General features: G+C 52.5%; 10 protein-coding genes. 9 read left to right on the top strand and 1 reads right to left on the bottom strand.

Annotated features, from left to right (window positions below; all coding sequences use genetic code 11):
- The first annotated feature begins 27 nt into the window (after positions 1-27).
- From D3A97_RS08010 to D3A97_RS07970, 9 genes are all read left to right on the top strand, one after another.
- Positions 28-1,164 carry a DUF3298 and DUF4163 domain-containing protein gene (locus D3A97_RS08010; protein WP_119077852.1) on the top strand — a complete coding sequence of 379 codons (1,137 nt, stop codon included), beginning with the start codon at positions 28-30 and terminating at the stop codon, positions 1,162-1,164.
- 1 nt (position 1,165) lies between these two features.
- The gene (locus D3A97_RS08005; RefSeq protein ID WP_119077851.1) at positions 1,166-4,327 is read left to right on the top strand and encodes an ATP-dependent helicase; all 3,162 of its coding nucleotides are present in this window, start codon (positions 1,166-1,168) and stop codon (positions 4,325-4,327) included.
- Between the two features lie 52 nt (positions 4,328-4,379).
- Positions 4,380-5,834: an Ig-like domain-containing domain gene (locus tag D3A97_RS08000; protein ID WP_119077850.1), complete on the top strand. Its 1,455-nt coding sequence runs from the start codon at positions 4,380-4,382 to the stop codon at positions 5,832-5,834.
- A gap of 23 nt (positions 5,835-5,857) precedes the next feature.
- On the top strand, positions 5,858-6,481 hold the full coding sequence (gene recR, locus D3A97_RS07995) for a recombination mediator RecR (RefSeq protein ID WP_119077849.1): 624 nt from the start codon (positions 5,858-5,860) through the stop codon (positions 6,479-6,481).
- A gap of 55 nt (positions 6,482-6,536) precedes the next feature.
- On the top strand, positions 6,537-7,058 hold the full coding sequence (locus D3A97_RS07990; protein ID WP_119077848.1) for a glutathione peroxidase: 522 nt from the start codon (positions 6,537-6,539) through the stop codon (positions 7,056-7,058).
- A 6-nt stretch (positions 7,059-7,064) separates the two neighbouring features.
- Complete coding sequence (locus D3A97_RS07985; RefSeq protein ID WP_157986414.1) at positions 7,065-7,592, top strand: hypothetical protein; 528 nt, start codon at positions 7,065-7,067, stop codon at positions 7,590-7,592.
- Positions 7,593-7,612: 20 nt separating this feature from the next.
- On the top strand, positions 7,613-8,749 hold the full coding sequence (locus tag D3A97_RS07980; RefSeq protein WP_119077846.1) for a DNA polymerase III subunit: 1,137 nt from the start codon (positions 7,613-7,615) through the stop codon (positions 8,747-8,749).
- A gap of 227 nt (positions 8,750-8,976) precedes the next feature.
- Complete coding sequence (locus tag D3A97_RS07975; RefSeq protein WP_232825881.1) at positions 8,977-10,422, top strand: regulatory iron-sulfur-containing complex subunit RicT; 1,446 nt, start codon at positions 8,977-8,979, stop codon at positions 10,420-10,422.
- 82 nt (positions 10,423-10,504) lie between these two features.
- The gene (locus D3A97_RS07970; RefSeq protein ID WP_119077844.1) at positions 10,505-11,944 is read left to right on the top strand and encodes a rhomboid family intramembrane serine protease; all 1,440 of its coding nucleotides are present in this window, start codon (positions 10,505-10,507) and stop codon (positions 11,942-11,944) included.
- Between the two features lie 67 nt (positions 11,945-12,011).
- Here the strand turns inward: D3A97_RS07970 and D3A97_RS07965 are convergent, their stop codons facing one another.
- Positions 12,012-13,064: a nucleoid-associated protein gene (locus tag D3A97_RS07965; protein WP_119077843.1), complete on the bottom strand. Its 1,053-nt coding sequence runs from the start codon at positions 13,062-13,064 to the stop codon at positions 12,012-12,014.
- Positions 13,065-13,073 lie beyond the last annotated feature (9 nt).

The raw sequence follows: 13,073 nt of genomic DNA, 5'->3' as shown, positions 1-13,073 counted from the left end.
ATTTACACCTGTTTTAAATGTGGCCTCATGAAGTTATATTACGGTTTATCTGCCTTCCTGGCACTCCTCTTTGCCTGCCAATCTCCCGGCCAGCGGCAACCGGCCGCCGGGCAGCAGGATGACAGTACAGGCGCCTCCGCCACACCGCCAGCCCCCTCCGTGTATTACAAGCGGCTGAAAGGCGCCCTGGCCGGGCAACCGGTAACCATGCACCTTATCAGAACAGGGCCTGCCGCATTTGATGCCTGGTATGCGTATGACAAACAAGGCATTCCCATCCAGCTTTTTCATAACGTGACAGACAGCACACAGCTCAGCTTCACAGAATACACCACCCCTGACGAAGACAATACCTTCAAAGGCATACTTTCCGCAAACGACACCTATAAAGGCACGTGGGCCGGCAAAAACCGCTCCTATGACTTTGAGCTGAGGGAAGATACCACCGGGGCCGTATTGTTCCAGGTGTTTACCAGCGCGGACTCCGTAAGGCTGCTGCCCACGCATCCCAAATCTCCCCTGGGGCTGGCCGTGTGCAGCATGGTATGGCCCGTTGGCGGGGCAGACGGGCCCTCCCTGGCCCTGATCAAGAAAGCCCTCACCCCGCTTGGTGCCCCGGAGGAACCGGAGAAAATTGTGCGGCAGCCCATAGATACGTTCCTGCGGGATTATAAAGCCGTGCGGGACGATGTGGACACCAGCGAGCTGAACAAGGGTACCGGCGCTTCCTGGAACTGGGATGCGCAAACCGAAACCCGCGTGGTGTGGAACACCTGGCCCCTGCTGGTATTGGAGCATGCGGACTATAGCTTCACCGGCGGCGCCCACGGCAACTACGGCAGCAATTACACCGTGCTGGACCTGGCGCGGCAAAAAGTACTGCAGGTGTCAGACGTGTTCAAGCCGGGCAGCGGGCCCGCTCTCGGCGCCGCACTGGAAAAGGCCTTCCGCAAAAAATACGCGGTACCGGCCAAAGACCCGCTCAACAAACGGTATCTCTTTGAACCGCATATTCAGCCCAACAATAATTTCTATATCACAGACAAAGGCGCTGTATTCAATTATATGCCTTACGAAATAGCGGCCTATGCGGTGGGGCAGATCACCTTGTTCGTGCCCTTTGAAGAAGTGAAAAATTATGTGAACGAAGCGTACCTGAAATAATATGAGCATCAAAGATTCGCAAATACATAACCAGCGGTTCCGGGAAGTATATGACCGGCTCAACGAACGCCAGCGGGAAGCGGTAGACAATACCGAAGGCCCCGTGATGGTAATTGCCGGCCCAGGTACCGGTAAAACGCAGATCCTGGCCTCCCGCATCGGCAAGATACTGATGGATACAGACTTTCTGCCGCACAACATCCTCTGCCTCACCTATACGGATGCAGGCACGGTGGCCATGCGCAGGCGCCTTACAGACTTTATCGGCCCGGATGCCTACCGGGTCAACATCCATACCTTTCATTCGTTCTGTAACGATGTGATCCAGGACAACCTGTCTCTCTTCGATAAAAATGTGCTGGACCCGATCTCGGACCTTGAAAAGATAGAGCTGCTGAAAAAGCTGATAGACGGGTTTTCGAAAGACAATCCGCTCAAACGCTACCGCGGAGACGTGTATTTCGACATGCGCAACCTGGCCAACCTGTTCTCTACCATGAAGCGGGAGGGGTGGACGGTGCCTTTCATCCGCGAAAAAGTGGAAATCTACGTAGCCGGCCTCCCGGAGCACGAAGACTACATTTACAAGAGGGCCAGCGGCCGGTTTAAAAAAGGAGACCTGAAAGAAGACAAGCTGAACGCCGAACGGGAAAAAATGACGCGCCTGCTGGCTGCCGTAGAGCAGTTTGATATCTTCCAGCAAATGATGCTCAAGGCCAACCGCTACGATTTTGATGACATGATCAACTGGGTGATCAGGGCATTCGAGGAAAACCCCAACCTGCTGCTGGATTACAAGGAACGCTTCCAATATATACTGGTAGACGAATACCAGGATACCAGCGGCACGCAAAACCGGCTGATAGAGCTGCTCACCAGTGGGGAAGAGAAGCCGAACGTATTTGTGGTGGGAGACGATGACCAGTCTATTTACCGCTTCCAGGGCGCCAACATCGAGAACATGGAAGAGTTTGCCCGGAAGTTCTCTGATGATCTGCGGGCGGTGGTGCTCACGCAAAACTACCGTTCCGTGCAGAACGTGCTGGACATTTCCATGACCCTCATTGAAAAGAACGAGGGCTCCCGCCTGGTAGACAAGTTGCCCGGCCTCAGCAAACAGCTTACCGCCTCTAATGAAAAGCTGGCCCGGCTGGATATTCCGCCCGAAATACGCCGGTATAACACCCCGCGGGACGAGATGGCCGCCATTACCACGGAAGTAGAGGAAATTCTCCGCAAAGGGGTACAGCCCGGCAAAGTGGCGGTGATATACAAAGAGAACAAATACGGGGAAGAGCTGGCACAGTACTTCCGGCTGAAAGGCCTGCCCTTTTACTCCAAGCGCAATCTCAACCTCTTCGAAATTCCCTTTGCCCGCAAAGTGATCCACATGATGCGGTACATTGCCTGCGAGCTGGAAACCCCTTACAGCGGAGACGACCTGCTGTTTGAGATCCTGCATTATGATTTTTACAAAGTGCCGCCCATAGAGGCGGCCCGTATCAGCATACAGGTGGCGGAAAAAGGGTATAGCGAAAAAACCTCCATCCGCCAGTTCCTCCAGGAGTGGAACAAAACCCGCAACCCAACGCTGTTTTCCCTGGCGCCGGACCCTGAGGCCATGCGCCTCGGCAAGTTGCTGGAAAAGTGGATCGGCGATGCGCATAACGTGACCCTGCAACAGCTGTTTTCCAATATTGTGAGCGAAGGCGGCATATTGACCTACATCATGGCCTCACCAGAAAAGATATGGCTGATGCGGGTGCTGCAGGCCCTGTTCGATTTTGTGAAAGACGAGACCCACCGCAACCCTGACCTGAACATTATCACGCTGATGGATACGGTAGACCTGATGGAAGACAACGGCCTCTCCATTCCGCTGGTACAGGTATCTGGCAACGAAAAAGGCGTCAACCTGCTTACCGCCCACGGCGCCAAAGGGCTGGAGTTCGAATACGTGTTCATGGCCGGCACCAACCGCCACCTTTGGGAAAACAAAAAGAAAAACAACGCCGGCTTCAGTTTCCCGGAAACCGTATTTACCACGGCTTCCTTGTCTACAGACGAGCAGGAGCTGCGGCGCCTCTTCTACGTGGCCATTACCCGGGCTGAAAAATACCTCTACATCAGCTACCCGGAGTTCAGGCAGGATGGCAAACCGGTAGAACCAAGCATGTTCATCACTGAAATACTGGAATCACACATACTGCCGCAGCATAAAGTGGAACTGCCTGACGAAACGCTGTTTGAATTTGAGGCCCTCCAGTACGGCAAGGAGCTGGCGCCGGAAATTGAGAAGGTAGACCAGTTGTTTATAGATACGCTGCTGAACGGCTTTACCATGAACGTAACAGCGCTGAACAATTACCTCCGCTGCCCCCTTGCTTTTTATTACCAGAACCTGGTACGCGTGCCTGTTGGCCGCTCGGAAAGCACGGAGTTTGGCTCCGCCGTGCACTTTGCCCTGGAAAAGCTCTTCCAGAAAATGCAGGAGCGCAACGCCTTCCCTTCCAAAGAAGAATTTATCAAGGATTTTCGCTACAGCATGCTCCGCAACCGGGAATGTTTTACCAAAGAAGCCTTTGCCCGCAGAATGGAGTACGGGCAAGACATCCTGGACGCCTATTACGACCGGTACATTAACGAATGGAACACCGTGGTGAGCATAGAGCGCAACATCCGCAATGTGGTGGTGAACGGCGTGCCCATCAAGGGGAAAATAGACAAACTGGAATTTAACGGCAACGAGGTGAATGTGGTGGACTATAAAACGGGCGATTATGAGAAAACGAAAAAGACCCTCCGCAAGTTTGAACCGCCAGACGCCCGCAACCCCGATGGGGGTGACTACTGGCGGCAGGCCGTATTCTATAAAATTTTGTTAGATAATTACAAACAGAAGAACTGGCAGGTAGTTAGCACGGAATTTGATTTTGTGGAGCCGAACCGGCAAAAGCAATACTTCAGGGAAAAAATTAATATCCGCCCGGAAGACATCACCACCGTTACCCGGCAGCTCACAGATACCTGGATCAAGGTGCAGAACAAGGAATTTTATACCGGCTGCGGGAAAGAAGACTGCAAGTGGTGCAATTTTGTGAAAGACAACAAGCTGGAGGTGGCGCTACATTCGCTGGTGGAAGAGGAGGAAGAGGAAGAATAATGATCAACAAAGAGTAAGTTTGCAAATCATTTAATATTACAGGATAGGAAACATGAATCAGAATTTCCGGGGCTGGCTAGGCTCCCTGTTCGTTTTGGCTTTGTGCAGCGTTTTTACCCAATGTGCAAATATAGTTCCGCCCGGCGGCGGCTCCCGGGACACCCTGCCGCCCAGGCTGCTGCACGTGGCGCCGAAAGACTCATCCCTGAACTTCAATGCCCAGCGCATCGTTTTCCAGTTCAATGAATACGTGGAGCTGGACAATGTGATAGAAAAGCTCATCGTTTCCCCCACCCTGAAGCGCACCCCCACCATCACGGCCAAGCTGCGTACCATTACGATGGTGGTAAAAGATTCCCTGCAGCCCAACACCACCTATACGTTCAACTTTGGCGATGCCGTGAAGGACGTGAACGAACGTAATCCCATAGAAGATTTTCAGTACGTGGTATCTACCGGCAACTATCTTGACTCCCTGCAGATCACCGGCAAACTGCTGGTGGCGGAAACCGGCAAGCCGGATAGTAACGTGGCCGTAATGCTCTACTCCAAAATGGAAGACTCTGTGGTATCTAAAGAAAAACCGCTTTACCTGGCCAAAACCAGGGGAGACGGCTCTTACCGCTTCAAGAACCTGAAGCCGGGCACCTATCGCATTTTTGCCCTCAAGGAAGAAGATAAAGACTTTCAATACACCCAGCGTACGGAAATGATCGCCTTTGCAGACAGCGTGCTGCACCTGGACGCCAACATGGAAGACGTGAACATGGCCCTTTTCAAGGAGATAGACACTGTACGCCACCTGGAAGAGGAGGAGGCTCCGGCCGAGCCGCCCCCCCCCGCTCCGGGCAAAAAGGCCCCCAAACCCCGGCTGCAGGTAACGGCAGGGCTTAACGGCGGGCAGCAGGAACTGGGCGATTCCCTCACCCTCAGTTTCAATTTCCCTATCAAAAGGCTGGATTCCGCCCAAATAGAACTGCTGGAAGATACCCTGCGCAAACGTGTGCCTTTTACCCTGCACATGGCAGATACCACGGCCAAAGCCTTCAAAATGGTGTATAACTGGAAACCCGGCATGCCTTACGAGCTGATCCTCCCCAAGGGGTTTGCCGCAGACACCTCCGGCCTGGAAACGGCCAAGGCAGATACCGTCACCTTTACCGCCAAAAGCCTGGACGATTACGGGACCATTAAAATAGCCCTCTCCGTTGGGGACAGCGCCCACCTGGTACTGCCCAAAGACACCGGCTACCAGTTTGTAGTACAGCTGGTTTCCAGCAAAGAGGTCAAATATTCAGGCGTAATTGTAGACGGCAAGTGGGAACGCGGCCTCATTCAGCCCGGGGAGTACGAGATCCGGGTGCTGGTAGATGAGAACCGGAACGGTAAATGGGATACCGGCGTTTATTACGGCACGCCCAAAAAACAGCCGGAAAAGGTATTTGCCTACAAGGAATCCATCAACATTAAAAAGAACTGGACGGTGCCTACCACGGTAAAACTATAGCCCGGGTTCCGTAATTTTGCTATATGATCTTTTCCTCCGCATTGATTGAAAATGCTGTAAACGAATTTGCCAGGCTGCCGGGTGTTGGGAAAAAAACAGCATTGCGGCTGGTGCTGCACCTGCTCAAGCAAGACACGGCACAGGTGGAGCTGTTTTCCGAAACCATTGCCCGCATGCGCCGGCAGATCAAATTTTGCCAGCACTGCCATAATGTGTCTGACAGTGAGACCTGCACCATTTGCGCCAACCCTGCCCGCCAGGGAGGCATCGTGTGCGTGGTGGAAAGCATCCGCGATGTGATCGCCATTGAGAACACCCAGCAGTTCAACGGCGTGTACCATGTGCTGGGAGGCATTATTTCCCCTATTGACGGCATCGGGCCAGACCAGCTGAACATCCACTCCCTGGTGGAAAGGGTGCAGCAGCAGGGCATCAGCGAAGTAATTATGGCGCTCAGCCCTACCATTGAGGGAGATACCACCATCTATTACCTGTCAAAAAAACTGAAAGACCTGCCGGTAAAGATCACCACCATTGCCCGCGGTATTGCCTTTGGCGGCGAGCTGGAGTATGCGGACGAGATGACCCTGGCCCGCTCGCTTACCAACCGCCTGCCGCTGGAGAATTACCTGCAACAGGGGAAATAATTTAGATTATCTTTATAGCAGAGTCTGCTTTTCTGTATCCAAAAAAACCTCGGTCATGTTAAAATTAATGCTGCTGTCCCTGCTCTTCTCCGTGTCTTTCGCCAACATCTACGACTTTAAGGTAGATGCGCTGGAGGGCGGCAAGATAGATTTCTCCAAATACAAGGGAAAGAAGATCCTGATCGTCAACACGGCCTCCAAGTGCGGCAATACCCCGCAATATGCCGAACTGGAAAAACTGTACAAAAAGTATAAGAACAAGCTGGTGATCATCGGTTTCCCGGCCAACAACTTTGGCGGGCAGGAGCCGGGCTCCAACGCGGAAATAAAAGCCTTCTGCTCCAAGGAATACGCCGTAACCTTTCCCATGACCACCAAGGTTTCCGTAAAGGGTACGGACATTCACCCCATTTACCAGTGGCTGATTGCCGAGAGCAAAAACAAGCAGCTGTCGCCTGAAGAAGTGACCTGGAATTTCCAGAAGTACCTGCTGGACGAAAAGGGCGAGCTGGTGGCCGTATTCAAGCCCAAAACAATGCCTTTTGCACCGGAAGTGATTGCGGCCATTGAAAAATAAAACCACATGAGCAAACATCTACTGACCAGATCCGCAGCCGTTTGCTGCGCACTACTCTTATTGTCTGCCGCCTGCCAGAAGTACAACCCCGCCGAGCTGGTGAATTGTGAAAAAGCGGCTATGAACGTACATATGAACGGCCAATCAACTTCGCTGAAAATAAAAAGCTCCACGCTGCTGCGTACAGAAAGCCTCTCCCGGAGCTTCAAGTTGCTGAGCCTGGAAGCATATATAGACACCATGAAAGTGGTCATGAATATTGCAGACGGCCCTTACCCCACCGCCGGGCTGGCTAATGACAGCCTGCAGTTGAAAACTTACTCCTACTCCCGCAAAGCCGGAGCAGACACGTCCGGCCGCGTAGTGCTGGGCATTAAAGACAGGTTTTACGTAACAGACAGCGCCGCCGTTACCATCACGGAAGTAGACGTGGCGGCCCGCACCATTACCGGCACCTACTATATACAGACCGTCAACCCCGTACGGGAGGCCAATGGCGCATTTACCAAGGTGTGTTACCTTTCCATCAAATAATATGAAGTATTTTTACGCCCATGAATTTCTCAGCTATCATTGGGCAGGATGCCGCACGGCAGCAATTGCTGCAATCCGTAGCGCATAACCGCCTCAGCCACGCCATGATCATGCTGGCGCCGGAAGGCGCCGGAGGGTTGCCCATGGGCCTGGCCTTTGCGCAATACCTGGTATGTGAGGACCGCCAGCCGCAAAACGCCTGCGGTCAATGCTCCGCCTGTAAAAAAGCGGCGCAGTACATACACCCGGACATTCATTTTTCTTATCCTGTAATACCCCGCAAGCCGGGAGACAAACCCATCAGTACAGATTATGTAGCGGAGTGGCGGGAGTTTATAGCCCAGCAGCCCTACGGCAATGCGTATGACTGGCTGCAGTTCATAGGCGCGGAAAACAAGCAGGGCAATATTACGGCCAATGAGTGCCAGGACATTATCCATAAGCTCAGCCTCAAGAGTTTCGAAAGCCCGTATAAAATACTGCTGATGTGGATGCCCGAATACCTGGGCAATGAAGGCAACCGGCTGCTGAAGCTCATTGAAGAACCGCCCGCCAATACGGTTTTCATACTGGTGGCGGAAAACCAGGAGCAAATACTGGCCACTATCCTTTCCCGCACCCAGCTGATCAAAATCCCTCCCCTTACCAAAAATGAGGTGATTGCGGCCCTGGTGGAACGCAATGAGGCCCCGGAGCAGCGTGCCCGGCAAATTGCCACCATTGCTTCAGGCAACTACCGGGAGGCTTTGCAACTTTTGCAACATAATGACAATGATTATCATGAAATGTTGCGCTCCTGGTTGAATTGCATTTTTACGCAAAACCGCAAAGGCCTGCAAGACTGGGTGGAACACATTTCCAGCCCCAAAGTAGGCCGGGAGAACCAGAAACAGTTCCTGCGCTACTTCATTAACGTGCTGGAACACAGCCTGCGCCTGCAGTATATGGACAAAAGCCAGCTTGCCTTTGCTGATGAAGAAGTGGATTTTGCTGAAAAATTGCAAAAACTGGCCAACCTGGGGCAAATGCAGCAGTTAAGCGAGGAGCTGGACAATGCCTACTACCACATAGAGCGTAACGCTAACGGCAAAATCCTCTTTCATGCCCTGTCTATCAGGTTGCAACATATCTTCAAAGGGAAGCCGCTGCCTGTTTAGCTGTCAACTAATTCCCTTACCTTTGTGCCTTATTTCCCTGTACGGCCTTTGAATGCTGGAAGTAAATATGTACTTTTAGTGACCTGTGCATGCAGGGATAAACATTTTTTAATATAATAAACATATAAAATATGGCTTGTGCCGGATGTGGTACGGGTGCGGATGGGAAGCCGGCGGGATGCAAGAGTAATGGAGGCTGCAGCAGCGGTGGATGTAATAGGCTGAATGTGTTCGACTGGCTGTCCAATATACCCTTGAGTGATAGTTTAGCACCATTTGACATCATAGAAGTAAGTTTCAATAACGGTAGTCGCAAGGATTTTTTCCGCAATTCAACCAAACAGCTCTTCGAGAAAGGCGAAATGGTGGCTGTGGAAGGGATCAGCGGCTTTGACGTAGGTATGGTGAACCTTACCGGGGAACTGGTAAAGTTACAGATGAAGAAACGCCGGGTGGAAGACACCCCCGAAGTGAAGAAGCTGCTCAGGCGTGCTTCCACTGAGGATATGAACCGTATGGCGGACAATAAGAACCGTGAAAAGGAAGCGCTGATAAAGGCCCGGGCCATTGCCCGCAGCCTTGGGCTGGAAATGAAGCTGGCCGAAGTGGAAATTCAGGCGGATGGCCGTAAAGCCACCTTCTTTTATACGGCGGATGACCGGGTAGACTTCCGGGAGCTGATCAAGGTGTATGCCTCGGAATTTCGGGTGAAGGTGGAAATGCGCCAGATCGGCGCCCGCCAGGAAGCCGGCAAGGTAGGCGGTATTGGCAGCTGCGGCCGCGAACTGTGCTGCTCTACCTGGCTCACTGATTTCAAGTCGGTAAACACCACCGCCGCCCGCTACCAGAACCTTTCCATTAACCAGGCAAAACTCTCCGGGCAGTGCGGCCGCCTCAAATGCTGCCTGAACTACGAGCTGGACACTTACCTGGACGCGTTGAAAGATTTCCCTGACGATTGCGATGTAATTGAAACTGCAAGCGGCAATGCAACTTTGCAGAAACGGGACATTTTCAAGAACCTGATGTGGTACTCCTACGACAACAGCAATAAACAATACCCCCTCACCATTGCCCGCGTAAAGGAAATACGGCAGTTGAACCGGCAGGGTGTCAAACCTGAAGAGCTGAAGGCGGTAGAAGTAGTGAGCACCAAGCCAAATAAAGAAGCAGACCTCGGCTTTGCAGACGTGGTAGGCCAGATCAGCCTCCGCTCACTGGAAAAAGCCTCCCAGAAACGCAAACAGAAATCGCGCGATAAACAGAAGGAACAGCAGAAAGAGAAACAAAAAGGCGGTGCGCCCCAACAAGGTGGCCGGTCCCAGCGCGACCAGCGGCCCAAAAACGAGGCCCGCGCAGAGCAGAAACCGGGAGAGCAAAAGCCGAAAGGCGAAGGCCGCCAGCGAAGCAACGAGCCTCGTGGAGAACAAAAACCCAGGCAGGAGCAAAGGCCCCGTAACGAACAGCGGGGAGAACAGAAAGCCCGCGAGCCCAAAGGAGAAGCCCACCAACGCAGCAATGAGCAGCGCGGGGAGCAGAAACCCAGGCCGGAGCAAAAACCCCGCGAAGGCGGCGGAAAACCGCAGCAATCCGGCGGCCACAGCGGCCAGCACCACAAAAACCGCAACAGGCCTCCCCGTAAACCAGACAACAAACCTGATAACAAACAATAAAAAAGGTTACAGAACGTATTATATACGTATTATATAATGGTAGAGACGCACATGGTGGCGTCTCTGCTTTTATTGTCCCGCAATGATCGGATTTCCTCCCCGATATAGCACCTCCTGTGTTCTTGAAAACCGCAGCCCGGCGGAGCAGCTGGTCATTTTATGGCTGGCGCTCGAAAAAACCGGCTGGAATATCAGCACTGTCCATCCAGACGGCCTCTTTGCTTTTACCCGCTTCAGCCTCCGCTCCTGGAACGAGCAGGTAAGCATTACGCCCGGCCCGGAAAACATCCGCCTCAACAGCGTGTCTACCGGCGCACAGATATTTGATTTTGGCCGCAATCGTCAAAACATCCGCCGCCTGCAACAAGCCATTGCCGAAGTAAATGCAGGCTACAGCCCTGAACAGCTGGCGGTTATTTATGCCGAGCGGCAACACCTTACCGGCAATAAAACAGGCACTGTACACCTCACGCCTGAACGGCAGGGCTTTCTGAGCATTTTCAAACCGGCCAGGGGTTATTTCATCACTCCCATCCTCATTCTGCTCAACATCCTGACTTACCTGGTGCTTACCAACAAATGGCTGTTTGCCGGTGGCACCTGGTGGGCGCCAGATGTAAACGTACTGGAACAGGCGGGCGCCAACTTCAAACCCCTCACACTCTTTGGGCAGCCCTGGCGTTTGCTCACCGCGGGTTTCCTGCATGCAGATGTATTGCACCTCTTTTTTAACATGTACGGGATCATGATCGGCGGTACTTACATGGAACCATTGCTGGGCAAGTGGCGCTTTCTGGCCGTATACCTGCTTTGCCTGCTGGGCGCCAGTATGGCCAGTCTCTGGTGGTATGACATTACGCCTACGCTGGGAGCCTCGGGTGCCGTGTTCGGTCTTTTTGGCTTCATATTGGCCCTGCTACTGCACCGCCTGGTAGAACCGCATGAGCGCCGGGCATTGCTCATCAGCATTGGCATCTACCTGGCTTTCAGCCTGTCTTCCATTTTTTTCCAGACCAATTTTGACCATGGCGCGCACATTGGCGGCCTGCTCATGGGCCTGCTGCTGGGGCAACTGCTTTTTAAAGGGCTTCCCGCTCCCGCCACTGCTAAAAACACCCTGCCTGCTACCACGCTGGCGGTAGCCCTGCTGGCTGCAGCATATTTTATGCTGCCGCGCGATGTGAACGTATACATCAAAAAGCTGCAGCAGCTGGACGAGAACTTCATCCTCTCCTACGGTGTCTACAATTCCCGCACGGAGGCCGAAAAAGAGAAGTGGCTGAAAAACTATAGCATGTATTATATGGATGAGAACCTCCGTATTATGGATGAAATAGACCGGCTCTCCCTGGGCATAGACTCCCGGAAAAGGAACACGCTGCTACGCAGGCTGGTGCTTACGCAAAAAAAGGTATTCGATTATAACTACCGCACCCTGGCGGAAGGCAAGAACAGCTATGACCAGCAGATACTGGAAGCCCTGCGGGAACTGGCTGAAATGCAAAAGGAGTTGGGGCAGTAAGCTGGATGCATGCGGGCACTCCGCCAAAAGTACCAGGCATTGCACCTCCAGGCAGAACGGCTATCCCCTACTTCTCTTCTTCAAAATACAGCTTGTAATAACTCAAGCTCCTTTCTTCATCATACCCCCGCTCTATCATCTCCCGGTTGCCGTGAATGTAAACATGGAAGTTCCGGTCCAGCTTCAGGATGCTTTTAAATACCCGTTGTTGCTTCTTGACGGCATGGGTGGAAATGTCAAATTCGTCCGGTACATCCAGCCGGTACTCGTCCCGGAAATGGTCCCGGTAATTGCGGAAAGCATCTACCGCATTGGGGTGGCCCAGCACTTCTTCCGCAAATTCATCCGCCTGGAATTGCTCCTTTTCCTTAAAGTAGGCGGCAGATTTATTGAGCAGCTCTATCTGGTCTACCCGGTTCATCTCGAACTCTTCCGGCAGCTTTTTTTGTATGAACTGCTGGCAGAGGCTCACCATGGTTTCCGTTTGGTGGTAGCTGTCTTCGCGCCGTTGCACCTGCAGGAAAGCATCTTTCCAGTACACGGCCTCATTCTGCTTGCTGATACTGTCTACAATGCTCACCTTGTATCCTTCCTCCTGCTCCACGTTAAACACCAGGCAGCCCTTGTCCAGCTTGTTGATGTTGATACCGTCATCGTAATTCACTTCATAATTGTCGTTGCTCAGGAACACCTTCAGGTAGGTATCCCGGTTCTCTGACTTGAAAATACCGATGGCCTCTACTTCATCCCCATCTACCTGGCATTTGGAAAAGTGGACAATGTACAGCTCTCCGCCCTTTATTTTGGGATGAGTAGAGTGTTTGTAGAGATGTTTGGCAATGTTGACAGACTGCTCCTGGAAGTTGGCCGGGTCTTCAAAAATGAGGCTGCAATATTTATACACCTCGTTGAGGTGGATGTCTGCTTCGTGATAAAACCGGAAATACTCCGCATTATTGATAAATGGCTGAATGAAGTAACTCAGCAGCAGGTGGCCGATGGTTTCATCTTTCAGCTCCAGCGGCTGCTGGGACAACACCAGGGGGTCTTCGTTGGTGGCATTGCCCACTTTGTGAATGGTGAGCCTTTCCAGGTCTTTGATATCTGATACGTGAATCATACGGGCTGC

Origin of the sequence: Chitinophaga alhagiae, from assembly GCF_003568665.1 — a bacterium.
Lineage (GTDB): Bacteria > Bacteroidota > Bacteroidia > Chitinophagales > Chitinophagaceae > Chitinophaga > Chitinophaga alhagiae.
This window is presented reverse-complemented; position numbering and strand designations above follow the sequence as displayed.

Excerpts from the sequence above, each read along its gene's own strand:
- D3A97_RS08010 (WP_119077852.1), top strand. The coding sequence starts at position 28 with ATGAAGTTATATTACGGTTTATCTGCCTTCCTGGCACTCCTCTTTGCC.
- D3A97_RS08005 (WP_119077851.1), top strand. The coding sequence starts at position 1,166 with ATGAGCATCAAAGATTCGCAAATACATAACCAGCGGTTCCGGGAAGTA.
- D3A97_RS08000 (WP_119077850.1), top strand. The coding sequence starts at position 4,380 with ATGAATCAGAATTTCCGGGGCTGGCTAGGCTCCCTGTTCGTTTTGGCT.
- recR (WP_119077849.1), top strand. The coding sequence starts at position 5,858 with ATGATCTTTTCCTCCGCATTGATTGAAAATGCTGTAAACGAATTTGCC.
- D3A97_RS07990 (WP_119077848.1), top strand. The coding sequence starts at position 6,537 with ATGTTAAAATTAATGCTGCTGTCCCTGCTCTTCTCCGTGTCTTTCGCC.
- D3A97_RS07985 (WP_157986414.1), top strand. The coding sequence starts at position 7,065 with ATGAGCAAACATCTACTGACCAGATCCGCAGCCGTTTGCTGCGCACTA.
- D3A97_RS07980 (WP_119077846.1), top strand. The coding sequence starts at position 7,613 with ATGAATTTCTCAGCTATCATTGGGCAGGATGCCGCACGGCAGCAATTG.
- D3A97_RS07970 (WP_119077844.1), top strand. The coding sequence starts at position 10,505 with ATGATCGGATTTCCTCCCCGATATAGCACCTCCTGTGTTCTTGAAAAC.
- D3A97_RS07965 (WP_119077843.1), bottom strand. The coding sequence starts at position 13,064 with ATGATTCACGTATCAGATATCAAAGACCTGGAAAGGCTCACCATTCAC.